Annotated in this window: 23 protein-coding genes; 9 read left to right on the top strand and 14 right to left on the bottom strand. The window is 37.5% G+C overall.

Going from position 1 to position 24619, the window contains the following annotated elements; translation table 11 throughout:
- Nucleotides 1-314 precede the first annotated feature (314 nt).
- The gene (gene ilvA, locus AC3ITD_RS00715) at nucleotides 315-1565 is read left to right on the top strand and encodes a threonine ammonia-lyase IlvA (protein ID WP_489363203.1); all 1251 of its coding nucleotides are present in this window, start codon (nucleotides 315-317) and stop codon (nucleotides 1563-1565) included.
- A gap of 42 nt (nucleotides 1566-1607) precedes the next feature.
- Here the strand turns inward: ilvA and hemA are convergent, their stop codons facing one another.
- Nucleotides 1608-2834 (bottom strand): glutamyl-tRNA reductase, encoded by a 1227-nt coding sequence (hemA, locus tag AC3ITD_RS00710; protein WP_489363201.1) that lies wholly within the window; start codon nucleotides 2832-2834, stop codon nucleotides 1608-1610.
- A gap of 387 nt (nucleotides 2835-3221) precedes the next feature.
- Between hemA and AC3ITD_RS00705 the strand changes: the two genes are divergently transcribed.
- Entirely contained in the window at nucleotides 3222-4046 is an 825-nt protein-coding gene (locus AC3ITD_RS00705) for an alpha/beta hydrolase family protein (protein ID WP_265798109.1), read from the top strand.
- 436 nt (nucleotides 4047-4482) lie between these two features.
- On the opposite strand, the gene AC3ITD_RS00700 is transcribed toward AC3ITD_RS00705, so the two are convergent.
- From AC3ITD_RS00700 to AC3ITD_RS00675, 6 genes are all read right to left on the bottom strand, one after another.
- Nucleotides 4483-5757, bottom strand: coding sequence for a mechanosensitive ion channel family protein (locus AC3ITD_RS00700; RefSeq protein ID WP_265798108.1), 1275 nt, complete (start codon nucleotides 5755-5757; stop codon nucleotides 4483-4485).
- Between the two features lie 184 nt (nucleotides 5758-5941).
- A complete protein-coding gene (gene ispG / locus AC3ITD_RS00695; protein WP_489363198.1) occupies nucleotides 5942-7918 on the bottom strand; it encodes a (E)-4-hydroxy-3-methylbut-2-enyl-diphosphate synthase in 1977 nt (658 codons plus the stop codon).
- 65 nt (nucleotides 7919-7983) lie between these two features.
- Nucleotides 7984-8586, bottom strand: a complete 603-nt coding sequence (locus AC3ITD_RS00690) for an RDD family protein (protein WP_265798106.1) — start codon at nucleotides 8584-8586, stop codon at nucleotides 7984-7986.
- Nucleotides 8587-8682: 96 nt separating this feature from the next.
- Nucleotides 8683-9666 (bottom strand): toast rack family protein, encoded by a 984-nt coding sequence (locus AC3ITD_RS00685; RefSeq protein WP_489363196.1) that lies wholly within the window; start codon nucleotides 9664-9666, stop codon nucleotides 8683-8685.
- A gap of 5 nt (nucleotides 9667-9671) precedes the next feature.
- Nucleotides 9672-10364, bottom strand: a complete 693-nt coding sequence (locus tag AC3ITD_RS00680) for a PspC domain-containing protein (protein ID WP_265798104.1) — start codon at nucleotides 10362-10364, stop codon at nucleotides 9672-9674.
- Between the two features lie 25 nt (nucleotides 10365-10389).
- A complete protein-coding gene (locus AC3ITD_RS00675) occupies nucleotides 10390-11079 on the bottom strand; it encodes an SDR family oxidoreductase (protein WP_489363194.1) in 690 nt (229 codons plus the stop codon).
- Nucleotides 11080-11224: 145 nt separating this feature from the next.
- Here AC3ITD_RS00675 and AC3ITD_RS00670 point away from each other — a divergent pair, with 145 nt between their 5' ends.
- The 7 genes from AC3ITD_RS00670 to AC3ITD_RS00640 all read left to right on the top strand — a co-directional run bounded on the left by AC3ITD_RS00670 (nucleotide 11225) and on the right by AC3ITD_RS00640 (nucleotide 16860).
- Complete coding sequence (locus tag AC3ITD_RS00670) at nucleotides 11225-11959, top strand: MlaE family ABC transporter permease (protein ID WP_132403625.1); 735 nt, start codon at nucleotides 11225-11227, stop codon at nucleotides 11957-11959.
- Nucleotides 11959-12711 carry an ABC transporter ATP-binding protein gene (locus tag AC3ITD_RS00665; protein WP_489363191.1) on the top strand — a complete coding sequence of 251 codons (753 nt, stop codon included), beginning with the start codon at nucleotides 11959-11961 and terminating at the stop codon, nucleotides 12709-12711. Before AC3ITD_RS00670 ends, AC3ITD_RS00665 begins: the two co-directional genes overlap by 1 nt.
- A 20-nt stretch (nucleotides 12712-12731) precedes the next feature.
- Complete coding sequence (vapB, locus tag AC3ITD_RS00660) at nucleotides 12732-12977, top strand: type II toxin-antitoxin system VapB family antitoxin (RefSeq protein ID WP_265798101.1); 246 nt, start codon at nucleotides 12732-12734, stop codon at nucleotides 12975-12977.
- Nucleotides 12977-13360, top strand: a complete 384-nt coding sequence (locus tag AC3ITD_RS00655; RefSeq protein ID WP_416338743.1) for a type II toxin-antitoxin system VapC family toxin — start codon at nucleotides 12977-12979, stop codon at nucleotides 13358-13360. The genes vapB and AC3ITD_RS00655 overlap by 1 nt, the downstream gene beginning before the upstream one ends.
- Before the next feature lie 3 nt (nucleotides 13361-13363).
- Nucleotides 13364-14245 carry an RsmD family RNA methyltransferase gene (locus tag AC3ITD_RS00650; protein WP_265798100.1) on the top strand — a complete coding sequence of 294 codons (882 nt, stop codon included), beginning with the start codon at nucleotides 13364-13366 and terminating at the stop codon, nucleotides 14243-14245.
- 100 nt (nucleotides 14246-14345) lie between these two features.
- Entirely contained in the window at nucleotides 14346-15389 is a 1044-nt protein-coding gene (locus AC3ITD_RS00645; RefSeq protein WP_265798099.1) for a hypothetical protein, read from the top strand.
- Nucleotides 15390-15453: 64 nt separating this feature from the next.
- Nucleotides 15454-16860 (top strand): hypothetical protein, encoded by a 1407-nt coding sequence (locus AC3ITD_RS00640; protein ID WP_489363188.1) that lies wholly within the window; start codon nucleotides 15454-15456, stop codon nucleotides 16858-16860.
- A gap of 7 nt (nucleotides 16861-16867) precedes the next feature.
- Here AC3ITD_RS00640 and AC3ITD_RS00635 read toward each other — a convergent pair whose 3' ends face one another.
- The 7 genes from AC3ITD_RS00635 to AC3ITD_RS00605 all read right to left on the bottom strand — a co-directional run bounded on the left by AC3ITD_RS00635 (nucleotide 16868) and on the right by AC3ITD_RS00605 (nucleotide 24507).
- Entirely contained in the window at nucleotides 16868-17956 is a 1089-nt protein-coding gene (locus tag AC3ITD_RS00635) for an acyl-CoA dehydrogenase family protein (protein ID WP_489363186.1), read from the bottom strand.
- A gap of 30 nt (nucleotides 17957-17986) precedes the next feature.
- Nucleotides 17987-18607 carry a nicotinamide riboside transporter PnuC gene (gene pnuC / locus AC3ITD_RS00630; RefSeq protein ID WP_265798096.1) on the bottom strand — a complete coding sequence of 207 codons (621 nt, stop codon included), beginning with the start codon at nucleotides 18605-18607 and terminating at the stop codon, nucleotides 17987-17989.
- A 297-nt stretch (nucleotides 18608-18904) separates the two neighbouring features.
- The gene (locus AC3ITD_RS00625; protein ID WP_489363183.1) at nucleotides 18905-19306 is read right to left on the bottom strand and encodes a hypothetical protein; all 402 of its coding nucleotides are present in this window, start codon (nucleotides 19304-19306) and stop codon (nucleotides 18905-18907) included.
- Between the two features lie 14 nt (nucleotides 19307-19320).
- Nucleotides 19321-22236, bottom strand: a complete 2916-nt coding sequence (locus AC3ITD_RS00620; RefSeq protein ID WP_489363181.1) for a DNA gyrase/topoisomerase IV subunit A — start codon at nucleotides 22234-22236, stop codon at nucleotides 19321-19323.
- 160 nt (nucleotides 22237-22396) lie between these two features.
- Nucleotides 22397-22825 (bottom strand): EamA family transporter, encoded by a 429-nt coding sequence (locus AC3ITD_RS00615; protein WP_489363179.1) that lies wholly within the window; start codon nucleotides 22823-22825, stop codon nucleotides 22397-22399.
- Nucleotides 22826-23157: 332 nt separating this feature from the next.
- Nucleotides 23158-23784: a cupin domain-containing protein gene (locus AC3ITD_RS00610; protein WP_489363177.1), complete on the bottom strand. Its 627-nt coding sequence runs from the start codon at nucleotides 23782-23784 to the stop codon at nucleotides 23158-23160.
- A gap of 228 nt (nucleotides 23785-24012) precedes the next feature.
- Complete coding sequence (locus AC3ITD_RS00605) at nucleotides 24013-24507, bottom strand: cytidine deaminase (protein ID WP_489363175.1); 495 nt, start codon at nucleotides 24505-24507, stop codon at nucleotides 24013-24015.
- Nucleotides 24508-24619: the final 112 nt, after the last annotated feature.

Raw genomic sequence — 24619 nt, 5'->3', positions numbered from 1 at the left:
GTCATTGCGAGGTACGAAGCAATCTTAAAGCGAGGGGAATAATCTTGAGTAGTAAGATTGCTTAGTGCCTTGCAATAATAAATAGAGAAAAGAACAGGATTAAATCATTTTTGAGGGAAGCTCCCCTCCTTATTTTCAAGGAGGAGTCGGGGGTGGTTTTTTACTTCCTTTTACAAATAGTTCCCTAAAAAATTGCAACGCCTGCCGTACAGCCAAAAATGGCAGCGCTGCAACAACTGAAAAAACACTGAACCTGCTTTTTCAAAAAATAAGTGTGAGTAACGCCTTGATTCTCACTAATACATAATATACAAATGAACGACACCATAAAAAATACTTTTGATTTTGAAAGCGCATACCATACCTTAAAAGGTGTGGTAAAGCGCACTCCTCTCGAGCTAAACGAAGGTTTATCTTTAAGATATAATGCCAACATTTACCTTAAAAGAGAAGATTTACAAATTGTACGTTCGTATAAACTGCGTGGTGCTTACAATAAAATCAGCACTTTAAATCCTGATGCCTTGCAAAACGGCATTGTTTGCGCAAGTGCCGGAAACCATGCACAAGGTGTTGCTTATTCCTGCAAAAAACTAGGTATTAAAGGCGTAATTTTTATGCCCGAAATAACGCCAAAGCAAAAAATCAAGCAGGTAAATATGTTTGGTGGCGATAATATTGAAATTGTTTTAGTAGGCGATACTTTTGATGATTGCCTGAAGGAAGCACTCGCTTATTGCGAAGAAAAATCATCAACCTTCATTCCTCCTTTTGATGATGAAAAAGTGATCGAAGGGCAAGCCACCGTTGCTATGGAAATCTTTCAGGATTTACCTGAGCTTGATGCCATTGTGGTTCCGGTTGGTGGAGGCGGTTTAGCTTCGGGCGTAAGTGCCTATTTACAGACTGTAAAGCCCGATGTTAAAATTTTCGGTGTCGAACCCATGGGCGCCCCTTCGTTAAGTGAGGCGCTTAAAAATGGTGGTCCAATAACCGTTGAAAACATTGAGCGTTTTGTTGATGGTGCAGCAGTAAAACGAATGGGCTGGATTACCTATAACTATTGCAAAGAGTTACTGAGTTCCACTTATTTAATCCCCGAAGGACAAATTTGTACCACCATTTTAAAACTTTATAACGAAGATGCAATTGTGGTAGAACCTGCTGGGGCGCTTTCGGTAGCAGCGCTGGAGCAAGTGAAAGATCAGATTGTAGGAAAAAATATCGTTTGTGTAATTAGCGGTGGTAATAACGACATCGAGCGCATGCAGGAGATCAAAGAAAAATCTTTACTGTTTGAGGGCTTGAAACATTATTTTATTGTTCGTTTCCCACAGCGTCCGGGTGCTTTAAAATTGTTTGTAAACGAGGTTTTAGGTCCACATGATGATATTACCCGTTTTGAGTTTATCAAAAAAACAAATAAAGAAAATGGGCCAGCTTTAGTGGGTATCGAATTAACCGACAAAGATGATTATGCAAGTTTATTGCAACGTATGAAAGATTTCAAATTTGAGATTATAGAATTAAACCAGGATCAAACTTTGTTCGAGTATTTGGTTTAAAAGGTTAACTGCTCTGAAAGATGATATTTTAGAGCAGTTACATTATGATTCTTTAACCAAAATTTCTTTGGCCATAATCATCGGAACACTGATACATTTCTTCTCCATGTAATTCATCACCCGTTCTAAAACCTCACGAGAAGCTTCATCCATCTGGCTGATTTCATCGGCAAACACGCCATTTAAAGCTGTATTTTTAATTTCCTTAATCTTCCTTGGAACTTCTTGCATAGCCAGCTCAATGCGGCGTTGCTTTAAAACAGTAAAAAATTCGGTGATGTTGTTGTTAATGATATCTTCCGCATGAACCAATTCGTTGTAACGTTCTTGAATATTTTTGCGGGCAACCTCTTTTAAAGATTCAACCTCAATGTAATGGACAAGGTTATTATGTATTACTGCAGGCGCAACATCATTCGGGATCGCTAAATCAACGATCACCTTCTTGCCAGTATCGCCATTAAGCAACTTAGCATAAAGTTCTTCATCAATAATAGCCTCTGTAGAACCTGTGCAGGTAATAATCACATCGAAACCAGCTGTAAAATTTTCTAAATCGCTTAACGGATAAGCTTTACCGTTTAATTCCGCAGCCAAAGTTTCAGCTTTAGAAAGCGTACGGTTAAAAATAGAAAAGTTAGAATATTTATGTTTGTTAAGGTATTTGGCAATATTCTGATTGGTTTCGCCAGCGCCAATAATCAGCACCCTCGAATTGCCACACATATTTAATTCTTTAAGCTTACGATAAGCCAAAGAAACCACCGAAACAGGGTTTTTTGAAATATTAGTATGCGTATAAACCTCTTTAGCCGTCTTCACCACCCTATCCATAATCATGCGCATGTAGTCGCCTGTAAAGCCTGCATCACGGCAGTTTTCATAAGCTTTACGTATTTGAGCAAGAATTTCCTTTTCGCCAACAACCAAACTCTCTAAAGAGCAAGATGTTCTTAACAAATGATTAAAAGCTTCTTCGTTCTCGTAAACCGTTACGTTATCCAGAAAACGCTCCATAAATTCAGGAGGTAAGCCCATATCCAAAACGGTTAAAAACCGGGTAACAAATTCCTTATTAGTTTTCTCTTTGGTAAGAAAAACAAACTCTACACGATTACATGTACCAATATAAAATATCTCACTAACCGGAAGTTCTGTTTGAATATTCTTCAACCTGCTATCTAAACTTTGATCACAAATAACCAATTTCCCTAAAGATTTTAGGTCGATGTGGTGATGCGTAAAAGCTATTACTTTTAAATATTCCAAGTGCTTCCGTTATTAACTATTATCGGGAAACAAAAGTAACACGGTTAGCGGTTGCGAACGTCATTAATCTGTAATTTACATCAATTTAGAACGGTTTTAAATAGGCGCATTCTGTTGACAAAATCTTCAAATCGCTTTTTGAAAAGCAAGAACAGTTTTTCATTTTAATGTTGGTCCTGATTTCCCTGCAAGCACAATGAAAAATTGTGGCTTTTCGTTCAATCAGTTTAGACCACTCAGGTTGCTGCTCAACAATAAAACCCAACCCATCCCATCAGGAACTTTCCGCCGAAAACAGGGATGGTACGCCCTTATAATTGATACTCGGATTAAAATACAACAAAATCATAATTTGTAGGTTTATAAATTGTACCAATACCTTAAACGATGATTATACAAAATGAGTTTAGCCTTAGTGGTTCAGATGGAAAATTAATTTTTGGCGACATTACTTTCGACGATAAAAACCCCAACACGCCTATCGTACTTTTTGTTCATGGCTTTAAAGGTTTTAAAGACTGGGGTGCCCATAACCTTGTTGCCCGCTATTTTGCAGCAAACGGTTATCGCTATATTAAATTTAATCTATCGCATAGTGGTGTAACAACTGATCAGCCAAAAGATGTAACCGACCTGGAAACCTTTGGCAGCAACACTTTTTCGAAGGAGCTATTTGATGTTAATACCGTGCTTGATTACATTGAGAAAGCGTATGGAAAGGAAACGGAAGTAAATATGATTGGACACAGCAGAGGCGGCGGACTGGCGATTATCGAGGCAGCAAACGATTTAAGAATACAAAAGCTAATTACCTGGAGTGCGATTTCAAGTTTTGACAGTCTTTGGAAAAAAGAGCAGGAAGCCGACTGGAAAAAAATAGGTAAAATTTACGTAGTTAACGCCCGAACGAAGGAGCAAATGCCACTAAATGTTACTTTGCTCGAAGATTTTGAAGAACATGCTGAAACCTTAAACATTTTAGATGCAGCGAAACGCGTTAATATCCCATGGTTAATTGTTCAGGGCGATGATGATGTGAATGTTCCATTTGAGAATGGGCAAAAGTTGGCTGATGCGAACCCAAATAGCAGGCTGGTCAAGATTGAAGGAGCTAACCACGTTTATGGCGCTTCCCATCCTTATGAGCATGAGACTTTGCCTCCGCTTTTATTTAAAGTTTGTGAGAAGGTTCTAACATTTTTGGGGGAATAATTAATATTACGACTGCCTTAAGTTTAATCGCTTAAATATTTAAATTCTTATTGAGCGGTCGTCACCCTGAATTTATTTCAAGATCTTAATAGCAAAGAAGATGCTGAAATAAATTCAGCATGACGTTATTTGTTAAGTAGCTATGGGTAAGCCTTAAGCTTGACTTGTTTTTGCAGTTTGTAAGGCCAAAGTACTATTTCTCCGTTCTACTTTAAACCGGCCTAACAATTTTTGGGGCTGTACTGTTCAAGCCTTGGCAGAAACTTTAAAACAAAAATTTTCAGCCGGCACTTTTGTTTCTTTTGGTGCCAAAAGAAAGAAGCCCGTCTGGCTAAGACAAATAAACACCCCGCTGTAAAAACGTCAATTATATTGATTTTTATGAAATAAATTAACCCACAGCATCACGAGAGGTAAAAGAAGCAATTAGCAAATTTTAATCATTCCCTCTTCCTACAAAGCCTCGCATGTCGCTTCCACTCGGGCTTTGAAAAATTTCCAAATCGAAATAAGGAACCGCAGCAAGTAAATGATCGAAAATATCGGCAGCAACTTCTTCAAATTTCTTTAGTCCTTTCTCTTTCGAAAACACATAAATTTCGATGGGTAAACCATTCTCTGTGGCCTGTAATTGCCTAACCATGAAGGTTAAATCAGTATTGATGTGTGGATTGCTCTCCAAATATTTCTCCGCATAAACCCTAAAGGTTCCTATGTTTGTCATGTGCCGTCCGTTGACCAGATTATTCGGATTTACGGTATTCTCCGCATTGAAAGTTTCGATTTGCAACTGCGTTTCTCTCAAATAATCTTTTAGGAAATCGATGCTTTTTAAACGGCCAATCAACTCATCATCGCAAAATTTAATGCTGGAAATTTTAATGTTGATGTGTCTCTTAATTCTCCGCCCTTCGCTTTCTTCCATAGCCCGCCAGTTCTTGAAAGATTCACTTACAATGGCATAACTTGGTACTATCGTTACAGTTTTATCCCAATTTCGAACTTTTATAGTCGTTAGGTTAATTTCGGTTACTTCGCCATCGGCACCGTATTTTTCGACGGTAATCCAATCGCCTACCCGTACTAAATCAATGGCACTCATTTGCACAGAAGCCACAAAACCTAAAATCGGATCGCGGAAAACCAGAATAAAAACCGCTGTTACTGCACCAAAACCTCCGAAAATATACAATGGAGATTGATTTAAAATAATCGATAAGATCAGTACAAACCCTACGATATAGAAAACGATTTTTGCTACTTGCTTATAACTTCTAATCGGTTTATCAGCATATTTTTTAGAGGCTTCCATGATGGAAACCAAAGCGTTTAAGAATGCATTTACTGCAAACATCACCGCTAAAACAATATATATTTTTGCAAAGATTGAGGCGTAGAACAACCAAACCTTAAAATCAACAAAGACAAAAGGCACAGCGTTATAAATAATGTAGGCACCAAAAATTAGTGCAAAAGCCCTAAATACTCTAAATTCGAAAAGTGCAATCTGCCAATTAGATTTTGTTTTAGCACTTTTTACCACTGCAATAAAAACTTGACGTGTTAAAAATATGGTCACGAAAAGAAATAGCGTAACGCCAACTAACCCGATGAAAAAATACGAATAAATGAGTTCGCTACCAGTTAATCCTCTACTAGAAAGCCAGTTTCTAAGTTCACCAAAAATAATTTGAAATTCAGGGATGCGCATAGCGGTAATTTAGGGATTTATTGATTATAGTTTTGGAATCGCTTTAGTAATGATCTGTGAGGACACAGACCATGAATTTGCGGACGGTATATAACTTTAACCCCTCGGCCTGTGTCCTCATAGACAGAAATTCAATGGATTATAGTGACCTCTTAGGGCACAGACCATGATATCTAGAACATTTTTAAACCTTTTCTATCCAATTCCCGTCGCCTTTGATAATGTCGATCAATTCATCTAATGCAAAGGCTGTATTTACATTTTTCTTAACTACTTCTTGTCCACGATACAAGGTAATTTTATCAGGACCCGTTCCTACATAACCATAATCGGCATCAGCCATTTCACCTGGACCGTTTACAATGCAACCCATGATCCCAATTTTTAAACCTTTTAAATGGTCAGTACGTGATCGGATTAATTGAGTGGTTTCCTGTAAATCGAAAAGTGTTCTTCCACAACTCGGACAAGAAATATATTCAGTTTTACTAATTCTTGTTCTGGTTGCCTGCAAAATGCCAAAGCTGGTCGCATTTAATAATGCTAAATTTTGTCCTGCGGCGTCAATCCAGATTCCGTCGCCAAACCCATCGGTAAATAAAGCGCCTAAATCAGTAGCTGCATACAATTGCAAATTATCTGCATCCAAATCTTTGTAAGTTCTCTTAATAATTACCGGAATTTGTAGATTTTTTTCTTGCAGCGCAACAAAGAAAGCTCGTTGTTCGGCCATGCCGTGTTGAGCCGAAGTATTTAATATAAAAACAACATTTACTAATTGACGCAACGATAAGTGATTAAACTGCGTCGCATCAATCTCTACAAAGTTTAAATGCTCATCCTTTATGGTGGAGGCATTAAATTCATCTAAAGAAAATACAGGATGGCAGTTGTGTTTGTCTCTTAAAGCCAACCATGTTTTATGGTTATAAATTTGTTTTAAGTTGCCGGGGAACGAAAATGAGGGCAGGTTATCTCCCAAAAAAACCAAATCACAAGCTTGATCTGTTAAGTTGTACTTATCTAATCCTGCGCTATAGTTATAGCCCACAGCATTTAAAAAATAAGGGTCTTTTAAATTTTCATGCGACACATCGATCATGACTACCGGATGGTGGTGACCACCAATATGCTGTACGAGTTCAGTAACTCTGCGAGAATAGGCATAGGGTGAATAAGTTTGGAGTTGGGCGTTTTTAATTGGGAGTTTCCCAGAAAACTGAAGACTCCGATCTCCATGCTTCAAACTCCTTTTCACATATCGATCTGCCAATGCTTTAGCAACCGGTGCTTCAAATTCAGGATCTTCAGTTAATGAAACGCGGATGGTATCGCCTAAACCATCTTCTAGTAAAGTTCCAATTCCTACAGCTGATTTGATCCGACCGTCTTCGCCATCGCCCGCCTCGGTAACACCTAAGTGTAACGGATAATTCATGCCTTCTTTCGCCATGGTTTCAACTAACAAACGGTAGGCCTGAACCATTACTTGTGTATTGCTGGCTTTCATGGAAATAACCAGATTGTAATAATTTTCCGCCTCGCACATGCGGATGAACTCCATTGCAGATTCTACCATGCCTCGTGGCGTATCACCATAATGACTCATAATTCGATCAGAAAGCGATCCATGATTGGTACCAATACGCATTGCTGTTCCGTACTCTTTGCAGATTTTTATTAACGGAATGAATTTTTTGTTGATTCTTTCCAGCTCTGCTGTATAAGCATCTTGAGTATACTCTAAATTTTCAAATTTCTTTTTATCGGCGTAATTACCAGGGTTTACACGCACCTTTTCCACAATTCTTGCAGCCATTTCTGCAGCATTCGGCGTGAAATGGATATCAGCAATTAGCGGAACATCATATCCACGGAACCGCAACTCCTTTTTGATATTGGCTAAATTTTCCGCCTCTTTAATACTTGGAGCGGTAATTCGAACGTATTCGCAACCCGATTCTACCATGCGTATGGTTTGTTCAGCCGTTCCGATGGTATCCATGGTATCGGTAGTGGTCATAGATTGTATTCGAATGGGGTTGTGCCCCCCCAAAGCGATGTCACCGATTTTTACTTCACGAGTTAAAAACCTCGAATAAGTGGTTAAACTGTTGCAATAACCGCCTTCTAAATCATGCTTTACCGATAAATTTTCCATGTGATTGCAAAGATATAGATAGAAATTTGAATGAGAGAATTTTGAAGGAGAGAATGACTTTTATTCTATATCAACCTGTCTTTAATCACCAGTGCATCGGCTGCTATATCATGCCAGCACTGGTTTTTTTTGTTTAGGAAGCTGTACAAATAACCAAAAAAAACTGGCACTACAGAAAGGATTTTGGAGAAATTTCTGGCTAAAGATCTACCAAATGAAATCCGTGATCCTTCGAGATCGGTTACCTTAATGTTGAGTAATTTTTTCCCGATTGTAGCTTGTGAAGCAGAAGATTCGGCAACACTCCCATAAATAAGCTTGATGATAAAAATTGATGGAAATGGAATCAAAAATGCCATTATACGGGCATCTTTCCCTTGGATAAAAACAAAGCTAACTAAAATGATAACCGAGTAAAATCCAAAGATGATGAAATGGTCAATCACCGAAGCCAACAATCGCTGATCGAAAGCGGCAAAATATTGAGGCGCTGTCTTTTGATACTTAAAACCTAAAAGCTCACGCAATTCTTCCATCGCGTGAGCTTCTTTATAGTCATCCATTCCTGGTTTGCGAATGAATGTATTGGGTTTAATATCTAAATTTTTAAGTTCAGCTAAACTATATGGGCCTTGAGGTTTTCCATTAATTACAACTGTGTATTCCATAAGCCCCTCCCAACCCTCCCCAGAAGGGAGGGCTTTGTATGATTAATATTTTATTTCCGAACAGCATCCCGCTCTTCGCTTTATTCTTTGAGCTTTCTAATACCTTGACACTTCAAAGCTACTTAATCCACCGTCTAAATTGATAAAAATCTTTTTGGTTGATGTTTTATAGTTTGAGGTTTCGTAAACGCCATCGCTAAGTTTTTCAAAGCCATCAAAATCTTTGGCAGATAAGCCTGTTTTTGTTTTAATGCGGCAACCAGAATTTGTTGGTACTTTAATTTTCACATCGGCCACGCCCGATTTTACAATTACATCAGTAATGGGAAGTAAATCGCCGAATTTAATATCCAGCGCTGCTGCACCACCATCAAAGCGGAAAGTACGAACTTTGTAATCGGCGAAATCGAAATTGGCTTCACCAGCACCAAGCTTCATTAGAATATCCCAATTGGCAGCTTTGTTCAATTTAAAATCTACATCGTTACCATTTTCGCCAAATTTCCATTTGCTTTTTCTGTTGTCCATACTAAAAGTAAGCACAGTTGCCGAATCGGTAATTAATTTCTTCAGAGAGAAATTACCATGTCTTTTTTTAACCTGAGCATTAATCAGTTCAGATGTTTCGCCGTCAAGGTTGAACGAAATTCCACCACCGGAAATATTTAAAACGGTTTTCTTAGCGTTTTCCGCTGCAACAAAAGGCTCCGCCAATTTCAAGCTATTAAATGCAGTATCGGTATGGTCACTTTCATCATCGTTGTCATTGTCGCTATCATCGATAGTAATATCGATATCTTTCTTAAACTTATGGCCCCACCAACCACTTTGACTAGGTTCTTGTTGGCCTTTATAAAATAAAAATGCCAATGCCACCACTAAAACTCCAACCGAAATGATGCTACCGGTTTGCGAATTGTTTCTGTTGAATAATATGTTTAAACCAGCAATGATTAAAAACACTGGCCAAAAGCCCCAAATGCTACGCCAGTAAAAATCAATAACACCAAAGTTTTCTAGTAGAAGTACACCACCAATAAAAAGCAGTAAAATACCCCAAATTAATCTATCTATTTTCATAATGCTTATGCTTGAGGGTGAGTAGTTGATGTAGAATTGTTGTCGTTTTTGGGTTCCTCTTCTACCACTGTAGTTTCAGTAAAATCGGCAGCCTTTTTTTCTTCCTCCTGAGCTTGTTGATTTTGAAATGTTGCCCACTCATTTTTTCTTTTTGATTTCGCAATAATGCCAATTCCTAAAGCGATAAAAATAAGCGGCCACATAAACTTGAAGAGGTTGCGAATGGTAAACCATTCGGGAATAAAGTCAAGCTCCCGCATCAAAAATATGCAACCAATTACCAAAAGGAGTAAACCAGCCACGGTTCTTCCAGCATCATTCGGCTTGCTCATTTTACCAAAGTCTGGCTGCGTTTCAAATGGTTTTTTCTCCGTTTCGTTTATCGGTTGAGACCAGTTTGTATTTCCAGTATTGGTAGTTCCTCCAAAAGGATTTGCATTTCCAAATGGCGGTGTATTTGGATTATTTTTATTAAAATAATCATTAAATTTTGTGAATTTTAGCGATGGGTCATTGTTAACCGGCACGATAATCCACATCACGATATAAGCAATTAAGCCGGCTCCAGCCATAAAAATGGTTGATAGCACAAATAATAGCCTCACTATGGTAACCTCTACCTGCATGTAATCTGCAAGTCCAGAAGCTACACCGGCAATCATCTTATCGTGTTCGTTTCTAAAAAGCTTCTTTTCCATAACGCTGTTCATTTTGTGTGTGTGTTTAAAAATTCAGCGGAGTAATCAAAACCTCATCAACATTTACCCCTTTACTTAAATTCAAAATGGTAAATAAAGTTTCTGCAATATCTTCGGGCTGTACAAATTTTTCATCCGGAATAGTCGTCCCCTCCCAGGATGAGGTTTTTGTTGAACCCGGCAAAAAAGCAGTTACTTTAACATTGTGAGGAGCTAACTCTTGCCGCAATACATTGTTAAGACTTAACATCGCTGCTTTTGTTACACTATAACTTCCACCATTTTCTACAGGGGCTTTACTTGCTATCGAACAAATATTGAATATATGCCCACGTTGAGCTGTACGCATTTTTTTTCCAAAAAATTTACTCATATAATAAGCCGCATTCACATTAAGGGCTTGTTGTTTTTCGAAAGCTTCATCGGCTTCATCCAACATACTTCCAGGTAAAAAAGCACCAACATTATTAATCAATACATCTGCGAAACCAAAATCGTTTTCTACATTATTTAAAAATTGACAAACTGCATCTTTATCTGCGCAGTCTACCGCGTATATTAAAACTGTTCTTCCAGTGATAAACAATTCATCACGCAATTCTTTAAGTTCTTCCAAACCTCGAGCTACCAGCGCCAAATGATAACCTTCGTTCCAGAGTTTAATTGCAATTGCTCTACCAATTCCTTTTGTTGCTCCTGTTATTACCGCTTTCATAGTTATTAATTAATTTTTGTTGACAAAAAACCATATTTATATTCTAAACCACGAATATTTTCGCAATTATCAAAGCGCTCCAACTTTTTTATCGTTTCTTTGTAGTAATATAAAATGATCATTTAAATTAAGCAATACATACGGAATGAATTTTACCAATTTCGGCAGATACATCCTGCTACTCAAGTCTGTATTCAGAAAGCCGGAAAAACTGAAAATATATCTCAAAGAAATCGCTAAACAAATGGATTATGTTGGTGTGGGTTCTTTGGGTTTAATTGCCATCATTTCTACATTTATTGGCGCTGTAATGACTTTACAAATTGCTTTCCAGTTGGTAAGTGATTTTATTCCAAAAACCATTATTGGATCGGTAAACCGAGATTCGAGTATTTTAGAGCTGAGCCCAACCATTAGCGCTATTGTTTTAGCAGGTAAAATAGGCTCGGCTATCTCATCAGAAATTGGTTCGATGCGTGTTACTGAACAAATTGATGCACTGGAAATTATGGGAATTAATGCACCTGGTTACCTCATTCTTCCAAAAATTATCTCTGGAATAACAATGGTGCCCATGTTGGTTATCATTTCTATGTTTTTAAGTATTTCTGGTGGTTACATTGGTGGATCAATTTCCGGAGCAGTAACCCCAGCCGAATATATCCAAGGGATTACAACAGATTTTAATCCTTACACTATCGTTGTGGCATTAGTTAAGGCTTTTGTTTTTGGTTTCATCATTACCTCGGTACCAGCTTATGAAGGTTTCTATGTTCGTGGTGGTGCTTTAGAAGTTTCACAGGCAAGTACAAGAGCGGTTGTTATTAGCTGTATTTCTATTCTTGTTTGCGATTATTTGGTTACTCAACTGTTATTGTAATGATTGAAGTTAAAGATATATACAAATCATTCTCTGGGAACGACGTTTTAAAAGGCATTTCAGGAAAATTTGAAGAAGGAGTAACTAATTTAATTATTGGAGGCTCTGGATCTGGAAAAACAACGCTCTTGAAATGTATGGTTGGCTTGCACCAGCCAGATTCGGGTTCTGTTTTATACGATGGGCGTGATTTTACGCCAATGACTTACGAGCAACGTATTGAAGTTCGTAAAGAAATCGGCATGCTTTTCCAGGGATCGGCTTTATTTGATAGTATGACGGTGGAGGATAACATCATGTTTCCTTTAAACATGTTTACTCATCAAACTCGCAAAGAAAAGATAGAGCGTGTAAACTTCTGTTTGGAACGCGTAAACCTGGCAGGCAAAAACAAACTTTTTCCTGCCGAGCTTTCTGGTGGTATGAAAAAGCGTGTGGGTATTGCCCGGGCAATTTCGATGAACCCGAAATACTTATTCTGTGATGAGCCAAACTCGGGTTTAGATCCGAAAACATCTATCGTAATTGATGAATTAATTCAAGAGCTAACTGAGGAATTTAAAACAACAACGATCGTGGTTACTCACGATATGAACTCGGTGATGGGGATTGGTGATTACATCTTATTTTTACACGAAGGAAAGAAATTTTGGGAAGGCAGCAACAAGGAAATTGCCCATACAGAAATTAAAGAACTTAATGATTTTGTATTTGCAAGTCGCTTCATGAAAGCTGCAAAAGACAAGTTTTAAGAAAATCCTTATATTTGGCTATGACTACGGCTACACAAAATATCATTAAAAAATTAGAAACCTTACCAGAAGGCATGGTAAATGAGGTAGAAGATTTTATTGATTTTTTGAAAGCTAAGCACGCTAAAAATTTCTTCAAAGCATCTGAAGAAAATAATAATGTGGTTGAAGAACCAAAAAGTTTATATGGAGCAGCGAAGGGAACTATTCTTTATATATCTGATGATTTTAACAAACCGTTGGATGAATTTAAAGATTACATGTAATGCGTTTCTTGCTTGATACTCATATATTCTTATTCTTTATAAATGGAGAATCCTCAATAAGTGAAGAGATCATTGAAATTCTAAATGATAAACAGACAGAAAAGTTTATCAGCATTGTGAGTATTTGGGAAATTACAATTAAGATGAACATTGGAAAACTTAGGCTCAAAGATGATCTAAAATCCATTTACATTTTACTAGACAATTTTGGTATAAAGATACTTCAACTAAGTAAAATAAACTTCGAAGTATATTTATCATTACCATTCGTTCACAAAGATCCTTTTGATAGAATGATTATTTCGCAAGCTATTGCAGATAATTTAACATTGATAACTGATGATCAATACATCAGAAATTATCCAAATTTAAAGTTATTTTAATACATGATACAATTATTAGCCCCCACCCATTGGAAAGATTATGAACTGATTGATTGCGGGGATTTTGAAAAATTAGAACGTTTTGGTACTGCAATATTAATTCGCCCTGAACCGCAGGCAGTTTGGAAAAAAACGTTATCAGAGCAAGAGTGGAAAAAAACAGCTAACATTACTTTTAGAGGTCGCTCGGCAACGTCAGGAGAATGGGTTAAGAAAACCCAATCGATTCCAGACCGTTGGCATGTCGAATATAAAAATAACGAAGTTGCCATTAAACTACGTTTAGGCTTAACTTCATTTAAACACGTTGGTGTTTTCCCAGAGCAGGCTGTAAACTGGGATTTTATCTCATCATCCATCAAAAAATTTAAAACACCGCAGCCTAAGGTATTAAACCTTTTCGCTTATACAGGTGCAGCTTCACTTATTGCAAACGCGGCCGGTGCAGAAACCACTCACGTTGATTCGATTAAACAAGTAGTTACCTGGGCCAATGAAAACCAAGAACTTTCTGGATTAAAAAACACCCGCTGGATGGTGGAGGATGCTTTAAAATTCGTTAAAAAAGAATTCAAAAGAGGAAAAAAATACAACGGGATTATCCTCGATCCACCAGCTTACGGTCATGGACCAAATGGCGAAAAATGGAAATTGGAAGATCATATTCAAGAAATGATGCAAGACGTTGTTCAGCTTTTGGATGAAAAAGAACATTTTTTAATTTTGAATACTTACTCTTTAGGATTTTCTTCCGTTATTGTAGAAAATTTAATTCGCACCTCATTCCCTGGCGTTAAGAATTTAGAAACCGGAGAATTATATTTACAAGCTACAGCAGGCGTTAAATTACCCTTAGGTGTATTTGGCAAATTCTGCAATGTGTAAATGTTAATTACTTTATTTTAAACTACCGGTTTTCCATCCTACTTTCATGCAAAACAGATTCGGAAAAACTGTCTACACTTTAATACTATAATAAATATCTATGAAACTTCCTCAATTAGCAGGTACTTTAATGCTCGGGCTTGCTACAGTAACCTTATTTGCTAACTGTACAGCAGATGGCAAAAATGGCGGCGGCAATGGCTCAAGTGCCGACACTTCTAAAAAGAAAACAGATTCAACAGTAAATATGATGAAACCTGTTGATAGAAAACTATATGACTCTTTAGATAAAAAATTGGCTAACGGTGATACCACAGGCAGATGGCCGGTTAAAAACCAACCTACACCACTAGCTGGAGCAATATTGCCATTTAAACGTATTGTGGTTTATTATGGTAATCTGCACTCAAAAAAAATGGGTGCTTTAGGCGAATATGCTCCTAAAGAGATGTGGCAACGCTTAAATACCGAAGTTAAAAAATGGGAGAAAGCAGATCCAACTACTCCAGTTCAGCCAGGTTTACATTACATCGCAGCAGTAGCAAGCGGTACCCCAGGTAAAGATGGAAAATACATCAACCGCATGGGTAATAAACAGATTGATTCGGTTTTGAAAATTTCAAAGATGCAACCCAATACGATCGTATTTTTAGATCTTCAGGTGGCATTAAGTACCATTAAGGCAGAATTACCTCACATCGAAAAATATTTACAACTACCCTATGTACACTTAGGTATCGACCCTGAATTCTCCATGAAAGATGGATCACTTCCAGGTAAAAAGATAGGTACTTATGATGCAGCTGACATCAATTATGTAACAGGTTACTTAGCAGATTTGGTTAAGAAATACAACTTGCCTCCAAAGGTTTTTGTATTACACCGTTTTACCAAAAAAATGGTAACCAACTCCAAAAACATTAAATTACGCCCAGAGGTACAGGTTGTAATGCACATGGATGGTTGGGGCGAACCAGAATTGAAAAAAGGTACATACAGACATTTTATTCAAAGCGAACCCGTTCAGTTTACAGGTTTCAAATTATTCTATAAAAATGATTTGAAGAAAGCACCTAACAGATTGATGACACCAGAGGAGTTGCTAAAACTCACACCAAAACCGATATATATCCAGTATCAATAATATTTTAAACCCGCAGCCAAATGTTGCGGGCTTTTGTTTTTTCAATCATCCAATTGCGCTCTTCATGAAATCCATCTTAATTATTACTGCATTTCTAATTTCTTCATTGGCCAGCTTTTCGCAAAAACTTAAATCTGCCGAATCATTGACCGCAGCGTTCTCAATAGCTGCAAAAAGCGGAAAGCCGGTATTCCTGATTATTAATACTCCTACTATTGAGCATTTGAAAAAACGCCCTGAGAATGCCAAAGTAGATTTCACATCTGCTTTAGATGACAAAGAGGTGATATCAAAAATTGAAGAAAACTTTGTAGTATTTAACACTACGATGGCAGATACCAGCGTGCGGTCTATCATGCGTTCGGGCAATATTAAACAATTTCCTGCGTATATCTTTCTTCGATCGAACAGAGAAATATTTTTTAGTGAATCTGCAAGCTCTACAGACAAAAACAGATATTTTTCAATGGTTGAAAGGGCAAAAGCTGCTTTTAAAGAAAAGTCAATTTCAGACCTGGAGAAAGATGCTCAACAGAAGGGAGACGCTGTAACATTAAAGAAGTTAATTGATGCCCGCAAGAAAATCGGCATTACGAACAATGCAGACTTAATAGAGCAATATGTTGGTAATTTGAAAATCAGTGATTTTAACAATTATGATAATGTTGTTTATATTCTAGAGGCCGGACCCTATGCAGATGGCACCGCATACAGGCTTGCCTATACAAACCGAAAGCTTATAGATAGCGTATACAAAACAGAACCACAATATAAAAGGGTAGCCTTCAACAATGCAATAATATCAAATACGATGATTGCGGCGGCGAAAGATAAGAATCTGAACAAAGCGATGGCAGGTGCAAATTTTGCCCGGTCAACTTGGTCTAGAGATTACCGTGGAGCCGATAAGTCGTATAATAACCAAATGCTCTGGTATTACAGTACAGTAAAAGATACTGCTTCATACCTGCGAACGGCGGCATATTTCTACGACAATCATTATATGAATATCGGTGCAGATAGCATTAAAAAAATTGAACAGCGAAACCATACAGTTAATTCAAAAAATCAATCGCTTCAATTGGGCGCAAAGAAGATGGTTTCAAAAGAGAAAATGGATAGTCTAATGAAACTTCCCGGCATTAAAACGGTGACATCATCTATCGTATCTATAAGTTCTTCAGGTAATAACTACGCAAATGAACTAAACAATGCAGCCTGGAAGTTTTACGAAATTGGAACTAAAAATATCAATTATTTAACGAAGGCCATGCTCTGGAGTCGGCGTTCAATAGAATTAAATCCAATTTCGGGATATTACGATACGTTAGCTCATATTCTATATCGAATTGGTTACTTTGAAGAAGCAATTAAAACGCAAGAAATAGCTATCGAGAAAGCCAAGAAGGAGCAGATCTCAACTACTAACTTTGAACTAGAGCTGAAAAAAATTAAAGCAAGAACATTGTAATCAATTGCTAATCTATAAAAGTTAATAAGGCATGTTGGCTAGCTGTATGGATATCTCGCCAAACCCTATTAATTACGCTTTCTTTCTTTGCAGCTTCTAATCCGCAATATGGAAATAAGGTATCACTCGCTCGTCGGCAAGCATGAGCGAGTTTCCTGCTTATCAAACTCACTTCTGAAAGTAAATTTTCTTCAATTTTTCCTGATGTAATCAATTGGTCCCAGGATTGATCGAAGGCATTATAGAATCGGCTGCGTAAATCTGCAATCTCTTCTTTACATTTTCGCAACTCTGACTGGAAGAACAAAATCTGTTGTTCATTGTATCTCTTCAACCCCGACCGCGATTTAAAAGCTTCTTCTACAAGTGCAATAAAATGTTTTGCCATACCTAAGCTATTTACAGCCAAAGTAGTTTCTGCAAGCTGCAGAAAAGGATAGTCAAAACCTTCATCAGCCACTTCGATATTACTATTAATGGTAAAAGTTCTATTGGTTGGTACTACCAAATCTTTTAGCTCAAAGGCATGGCTTCCAGTAGCAATTAACCCAAAGTAAGACCACCCTGCTAAAATTTCTACTTCATCCCGCTTAAGAATAAATGATTTAATAACCGGATTTCCCTTCTCATCCAGAACATCGCTTTCATCTGGATTTTTTAGTACACAATTGGCGGTAAATATAGTAGCATGCAAAGCACCGCTTGCATATTTCCAGTGGCCGTTTATCAGGTAACCATTATTTGTTTTAACCGCAGTACCACCAACTGCACCGCTTCCAGCAAAACAAACTTCTCGGTCTGCAAATATTTCCGAAGCCAGTTTAGGATTTAAAAAACCCGCGAACCAGGCTGCTCCGGCACACAAAGTGATGGTCCAGCCTAAGCTTCCATCGGCTTCAGCAAGTTCTTCCTCTAACCTTAATATTTCGGGAAGCTTTTTACCGGCACCACCATAAATCTTGGGTACAAAAAGTTTAAACCAATTTTCCTGATAGGCAAGTTCTAAAATCTCCGGGTGCAGCTTGCCCATTTCTTCAGATGGTGCCGCAAATGCCTGTACCTTTCCCTGCCAGGTTTGTGTTGATGTATTTTCCATGGAATTCCGATTCAATATGGGGTTGATATGTTAAATGGTTCGAAGGCTTCTTTTACCTATAATCTTCTTCCAATCGATAAAACCGAAAATGGCAACTACAAACAAGAAAATAGTTAAGCAAGCCATTAAAGGCAACTTTTTATGAAACAGAAGCGGAACAGCTACAAGGTTGGACACATTTAGAAAGATCCAGTTTTCAATTTTACGTTTGGCCAAAAGCCACATTCCTGCCCAGGCTGTGCTTGATACAAATGCATCGAGAAGTGGCACATCTGAGTCGGTATGGTTTCGCAGTACGAAATAGAAAATAAAAAAGCCAACTACCGAAATCATAACTGCTATGAGCAATTGATTGTTAGTGCTCCAGGCCACTTGGTTTGCCCCTTCAACTTTGCGTTTCTTCCAGATGATCCAACCGTAAACGCTCATGATTAAATAGTAAATACTAAGGCACATTTCTGCATATAGCTTTACATTTAAAAGTAGATACATGGATAATAAGATAGAAACAATACCTGTAGGATAAAGCCAAATGTTGTTTTTCTTGGCCAGCAACACTTCTGAAACGCCAAAGCCTACGGCAAGCCATTCGATTAACGAGGTATGTAAAATTTGCTCCTGAAAAAGCCTGAACCACTCTTGAAAATTCATTAACAATAATTTTATGTCTTCCGACTAATAAAAAATAATTGAAAACTGCTTTCAGGGCGAAACAGTAAGATAAATTTAACCTCTTCCCTCCGTCGGCATTATCCGAATCAGGTGCATTTAAGTTGAAAGTTTAGTGTTCAAAGTTGAAAGTTCCTCACACTTTTCACTGTTGACTTTTCACTTAAAATGGGTGTAATCTCAGCCTTTTGATTGCAAAAGAAATTGCAAAACAAAAAGCACCCCTTTGAGTAGCGCAAATATAGTTTTTATATTTAGAAGATAAGTAATTGAAAGATATTATTGTTTTAGCTTGCCAACTATCGGAGGATTACCTGATCCGCCAATTCTTTTAAACGTTAGGTAGTCGAATTTACCATCAAGATTTATACTACAAAGGAAATCAGCATTGATATTTTTATCTTTACAAGAAAAAAGATAGTAAAAATTTCTATCCTGCATAAATTTAAACTCTGCGGACTTGAAACCATCAATCATATCATGAATTCTACTTAGATATTTAGTGGTTTCTTCTTTTGTCATTTTCAATTTGAATCCACTAGAAAAGGTCCCGTAAATATCATCGTACATCGCTGAATTAAAATCTATCAGAAACTTTTGAATTATTTTTTCCGCGACTCTATCTTGAGCAAATACAACAGTTGAAAAAGAAATAAATAATAAAAATAAAAAAACTCTCATATTTCATCAAGCTTTTAAAATAATCCCAACTGTCCTTTTTCATCAATTTCTATATCATCTGGATTGGTGATTTCGAAATCAACTTTCTTAACAGGCTTTTCTTCTTTTGGTTTCTCCGATTCTGTAGCTGGCTGATTTTTAACCGCATCTGCTTTAGGATCCTTAACTGGTTTTTCAACAGCTTGGGCTTCATCGACTGCTTCTTCAGCCTGTGGATTTTCCGTCACGCTTGTCTTTTCAGCCATCACATCAGGCTTACGTTCAAATTTAGGCTTTGACTTTTCCTGTGTAGACTGGTCAGCTTTATTAGGCACTACGTTTTCTGGAGCCGCTTCCTCGTTACCTTCTTTTATCTCCACAGTATCCTCTTCAACCGAAGTTTTATCTTCTCCACTACCCTCATTTTCATTAGCTTCTTCCGCTTCAATTTCAGGATCTTCTAAAATTACCTTTCGAACATCGTGAGGTGATAGACGATTTCCATTGGCTTTCAAACCTTTTACATCAATCAGTTCGGCCAATGTTAAGTCAAGTGTTTCCGGAATTTGTGTCTTGCCTTTCAGTACATCAACCACTACTTTAGCGGCAGGATTTGACGTGAGAAATAATAAATTCGATTTTGGTTCTTCGCTAATAAAAACTACCTTTTTACCATTCGTCTGTAATTCAAAATTGAAGCGTTTGATGAAATAATTTTGTGCTTTTCCTTCAAAATGAACAGCAGCAAATATCTTTTCGGCATCAAACCTCTCAATCAGAATTAGTCCATCATCAAAGTGATTACTGAGTTCAAAAGAGCTTAGCTCGTAATATCCATCTTTATGAACCTGTAAAATTCTGTCATCGCCATCAAATTCGCCTAGATACTTCCCTCGTCCATCAACATTTAAACGCTTCAGTAAATCATCATACCAAATTTTTAATCCCGATAAAGTAGATACCCCTTTGCTTTTCAGAATGATTTTCTTGACCGGATATTTAGAAATGATATTTCCTTGCGAACCACGACCTTTGATAGCAACTTCTGCAAAATCTTGATCAAATTGTAGTTTACGTAACTTTGAATGCGGCTTTAAGGCAACGTTAACCACTTCTGCCTCACCATTTGGATTAGCTGTGAAATATAAAACCTTCGAACCTTTCGAACCCTTAGTTAAATCATATTCCTTATCACGGGTAACCCCGACAACTGCGAAACGTTTGATGTAAGCGGTTCCTGAAGAACCATCTTTATAAATCATATTGTAAATTGTCCGCTCGTCGTTTTTCTTAAAAACCTGTGCATGAATAATTCCCTTGCCAACAAAAGTTTTATCGGCAACCTTGGTAATCATGCATTTTCCATCCTCACGGAAAACAATTACTTCATCAATATCAGAGCAATCGGCAATAAATTCATCTTTACGCAAACCGGTTCCAATGAAACCGTCTTCGCGGTTCATATACAACTTAACATTTGCCAAAGCCACTTTTGATGCCTCTACCCTATCAAATAAACGGATCTCGGTTTTTCGTTCTCTGCCTTTGCTATACTTATCTTTTAGTTTTTGAAACCAGGCGATGGCATATTCGGTTAGATGTTTCAAGTGATTTTTAACCACTTTGATTTCATCCTCCAGGTTTTTCATTTGCTCATCGGCCTTTTTCACATCAAACCGGGTGATGCTACTCATTGGTTTATCGATCAGTTTCTTGAAATCCTCAGGTAATATTTCGCGATAGAGCGATGGCTTAAATGGATCAAAAAGCAAGTGTAAAACCTCAACTACCGTATCAAAGTTGGCAGAATTTTCATATTCAGGATTTTTATACATTCCTTCCTGAATAAATATTTTTAAAAGCGAACTGAAGAAAATTTTCTCCTGTAACTCGTGCAGGCGAATCTCCAATTCTTTTTTCAATAAACTTTTTGTATGCTTTGTATTTTCAATTAAGATATCATTCACACTCATAAAGTGTGGTTTGTCACCTTGAATAATACATGTATTTGGGGAAATGGAAACTTCACAAGCGGTAAAAGCATAAAGTGCATCGATGGTCACATCCGGCGAAATACCGGGTGCTAAATGCACAATAATTTCTACATGAGCCGCTGTACTGTCCTCAATTTTCTTAATTTTTATTTTGCCCTTATCATTGGCGGCCAAAATACTATCAATGATGGAACTGGTAGTGGTACTATAGGGAACTTCCGTTATAACCAGTGTCTTTTTATCCTTTTCTGTAATTTTAGCACGAACACGGATTTTCCCCCCCCGCTGACCTTCATTATAGTTTGAAAAATCGGCCATTCCACCCGTAAAAAAGTCGGGCAAAATATTAGGCCGAACGCCTTTCAGCGCATCAATGGAGGCATCTAACAATTCGATAAAATTATGGGGCATTACCTTGGTAGCCAAACCAACCGCAATACCTTCTGCCCCTTGTGCCAATAACAATGGAAATTTCACCGGTAAAGTAATCGGTTCGTTGTTACGTCCATCATAACTTAACTGCCACTCCGTAGTATCAGGATTGAAAACAACTTCATTAGCGAACTTAGATAACCGGGCTTCAATATATCTCGGTGCCGCAGCACTATCGCCAGTAATGGGGTCACCCCAGTTACCCTGCATGTCAATTAGCAAATCTTTCTGCCCAATCTGCACCATCGCATCGCCGATAGAAGCATCGCCGTGAGGGTGATATTTCATCGTGTTACCAATTACATTCGCTGCTTTGTTGAAACGTCCATCGTCCATTTCCTTAAGCGAGTGCATAATACGACGCTGAACAGGCTTTAATCCATCATGAATATGAGGAACTGCCCTGTCCAAAATTACATAAGATGCGTAATCGAGGAACCAATTTTCGTACAGACCGTTAATTGGTGTAATGGTATGTTTATGCTCTTCGTTTGGATTTAGGTTTTGATCTGATTCTTCACTCATTTATCTACAGAAATTGGCAGCCGTAAATATAATAAAAATGATTGCACAGTGTAAAAACAGGTTATTCACATTTAAGTACCGGAAATATCGGCGAGGCAATTTGTAATTAGGTTAGAGTATATCAAACCTGTTCAAAAAACCTTGGGAAATTGTTTGAAGATTACTCAGCAGAATCTGATAAAGCGATGAGTACCGCACCGGCAATCATCACCGTGCCACCAACTACAATTTGCCAGGTGATTTTTTCTTTCAAAAAGATGATCGATAAAACAATAGCAATCACTAAAGAGGTTCTTTCAATAGTAGCCACATAAGATGCTGGACCCATTGATAACGCTTTATACGAAAACAAAGTTGACAACGATGTAAAAACCCCTGCCGAAAGCAGAAATATCCATGCATTTTTTTCGATTGCCTTCCAATCGCTAAAATTGCCCTGATAAAACACTACTCCCCAGGTAATGAGTAAAATTAAGACGGCTTGAATGGCAAAAGCCAAACTGGAATCTACATTTTTTAATCCCGCCTTTGTTAGTACAATTACCAATGCAGCTGATATTGCTGCCAGCATAGCCCATAAAACCCACATAGTATTTTTGTTTATAGCTTAACAGTAGAAATTCAAAATAGATTGTAACAAAAAACAATATGTAAAACTTCATTATTTAGTTGAAAATGACTTGCACCACATTAGAAGTGGAAAGTTTAACCTGCGTTGCGCCACGCTCATGTTTATAATCTCCTATTAACTCATAACTGTGTACTCCTGGAATTTTAACCGGCTTAGTGATCCGAATATAAGCTTGGGCCGTAAATTCATCAGTTTTTTCAAGTGTTACTTTTAAACCAATTTACGATTCTTATAGCCGCCACTCGATTTATTTGGATGTGACTTTGAAATAAACCTTTCTGGCTCTTTTATTACAAATGAACTTTATATTTATCCATGATCTCTTTTAACCTTGGCCAATCAAAAGTGATATCATATTGTTTCGCCAGTCGATCCAAATCACCAGGTTTTGGTCGTTGATTATTAATAAACAAGTCAGCCAAATCGCTCATATATGCTTCGTGGCCAGCCGGACTGTACAATTCTATAAACTTTACGGTTTCTTTGCCTGTGTTCCAAAAACTATGAACAATTCCTCGCGGACGTAAATGCCAATCACCAGCTTTTACCTCAAACAATTCATTGCCAACCATAATGGTTAAAACGCCCTGTGTCACTCTACAAATCTCATCGAAAGTTTTATGATAATGTGGCGGGGCGCCCAAATAACCAACAGGTAGTGTAGATTCGGTTATGCCGACATGGCCATCGGTTTGGCTTTTATTAAGTTTAAAACTGATTTCTCCGTCACCGATTTTACCTTTTTTACCAGAATTTGCAAGAATGAAAATAGGTTTCTTAATATCATCAAAAATATCGCTTTGCGATTTAATATCGGCAAAAGCTTGAGAAGGCAGTGCAGCTGAACCAATTGAAGACATCGCAAGCAAATGTAACAACCTTCGCCGAGTTAAAATATTTTTCTGTTCATTCTCCATATTGATGATTTTTCTTCTAATTTATTGAATATCAAGAAATAAAAAGCATTTTTTAAAGAATAATATTATGGATGGGACTGAAACCCGACCCAAAAACTTCAACCGAAGATTATAAAGGGAATGGCTCGCAGATTAAAAGCATTTTCTGCATTTATAAAAGCGAGGACTTGCAGCGATAGCAGGCCTGAACTCACCAATCACTACCGAACTGTCCATTTTCAACTATTTTTAAACTTCAGCCCCTAAACGATCTTCTACAAAAGAGAATGGCAACAAACTTTGTACACTGGGCACTTTCAAAACTTCGCCGTTTAAACAGTAAAAGATTACTTCAATTGGCGATGCTTGCTTTCTTTCAAATTCGGCCATTACTTGCAAACAACCACCGCAAGAGGTAACGGGCTTCAGGATTTCAAAGGCATCGGTTTGCGCAGTAATGGCCATACTTTCGATCACCGAATTTGGATAGGCCGCACCAATGGAAAAAAGCGCAACACGCTCGGCACATAAACCAGAAGGATAGGCCAGATTTTCCTGGTTGCTTCCTAGTATTATCTCGCCTGAAGCCAGCCTGATAGCGGTTCCTACCCTGAATCTTGAATAAGGAGAATACGAACTTGTTAATGCTTTCTCTGCATTTTCACAAAGTGCTGCGTCTTGCTCCTTTAATTCGCTAACCCCATTGTACTGTTCGAAGGTTATATTAAGATTTAATAATTTCATTTTTAATGCTTTAATAAATAGCTATTGTTAAATTTTTATAGCGGGCGAACAATTTAGTTTAATTTTTGTAGTAATTACAAATAACTGTCTTAAATTTAATTTTAATGGCACG

This window comes from Pedobacter sp. KH_004, from assembly GCF_057840755.1.
Note: the sequence above shows the minus strand (reverse complement) of the source record. Positions and strands in the feature narration are given on the sequence as shown.

Coding starts and splice junctions, on each gene's coding strand:
- ilvA (WP_489363203.1), top strand. CDS start 315: ATGAACGACACCATAAAAAATACTTTTGATTTTGAAAGCGCATACCAT.
- AC3ITD_RS00705 (WP_265798109.1), top strand. CDS start 3,222: ATGATTATACAAAATGAGTTTAGCCTTAGTGGTTCAGATGGAAAATTA.
- AC3ITD_RS00700 (WP_265798108.1), bottom strand. CDS start 5,757: ATGCGCATCCCTGAATTTCAAATTATTTTTGGTGAACTTAGAAACTGG.
- ispG (WP_489363198.1), bottom strand. CDS start 7,918: ATGGAAAATTTATCGGTAAAGCATGATTTAGAAGGCGGTTATTGCAAC.
- AC3ITD_RS00690 (WP_265798106.1), bottom strand. CDS start 8,586: ATGGAATACACAGTTGTAATTAATGGAAAACCTCAAGGCCCATATAGT.
- AC3ITD_RS00685 (WP_489363196.1), bottom strand. CDS start 9,666: ATGAAAATAGATAGATTAATTTGGGGTATTTTACTGCTTTTTATTGGT.
- AC3ITD_RS00680 (WP_265798104.1), bottom strand. CDS start 10,364: ATGGAAAAGAAGCTTTTTAGAAACGAACACGATAAGATGATTGCCGGT.
- AC3ITD_RS00675 (WP_489363194.1), bottom strand. CDS start 11,079: ATGAAAGCGGTAATAACAGGAGCAACAAAAGGAATTGGTAGAGCAATT.
- AC3ITD_RS00670 (WP_132403625.1), top strand. CDS start 11,225: ATGAATTTTACCAATTTCGGCAGATACATCCTGCTACTCAAGTCTGTA.
- AC3ITD_RS00665 (WP_489363191.1), top strand. CDS start 11,959: ATGATTGAAGTTAAAGATATATACAAATCATTCTCTGGGAACGACGTT.
- vapB (WP_265798101.1), top strand. CDS start 12,732: ATGACTACGGCTACACAAAATATCATTAAAAAATTAGAAACCTTACCA.
- AC3ITD_RS00655 (WP_416338743.1), top strand. CDS start 12,977: ATGCGTTTCTTGCTTGATACTCATATATTCTTATTCTTTATAAATGGA.
- AC3ITD_RS00650 (WP_265798100.1), top strand. CDS start 13,364: ATGATACAATTATTAGCCCCCACCCATTGGAAAGATTATGAACTGATT.
- AC3ITD_RS00645 (WP_265798099.1), top strand. CDS start 14,346: ATGAAACTTCCTCAATTAGCAGGTACTTTAATGCTCGGGCTTGCTACA.
- AC3ITD_RS00640 (WP_489363188.1), top strand. CDS start 15,454: ATGAAATCCATCTTAATTATTACTGCATTTCTAATTTCTTCATTGGCC.
- AC3ITD_RS00635 (WP_489363186.1), bottom strand. CDS start 17,956: ATGGAAAATACATCAACACAAACCTGGCAGGGAAAGGTACAGGCATTT.
- pnuC (WP_265798096.1), bottom strand. CDS start 18,607: ATGAATTTTCAAGAGTGGTTCAGGCTTTTTCAGGAGCAAATTTTACAT.
- AC3ITD_RS00625 (WP_489363183.1), bottom strand. CDS start 19,306: ATGAGAGTTTTTTTATTTTTATTATTTATTTCTTTTTCAACTGTTGTA.
- AC3ITD_RS00620 (WP_489363181.1), bottom strand. CDS start 22,236: ATGAGTGAAGAATCAGATCAAAACCTAAATCCAAACGAAGAGCATAAA.
- AC3ITD_RS00615 (WP_489363179.1), bottom strand. CDS start 22,825: ATGTGGGTTTTATGGGCTATGCTGGCAGCAATATCAGCTGCATTGGTA.
- AC3ITD_RS00610 (WP_489363177.1), bottom strand. CDS start 23,784: ATGGAGAATGAACAGAAAAATATTTTAACTCGGCGAAGGTTGTTACAT.
- AC3ITD_RS00605 (WP_489363175.1), bottom strand. CDS start 24,507: ATGAAATTATTAAATCTTAATATAACCTTCGAACAGTACAATGGGGTT.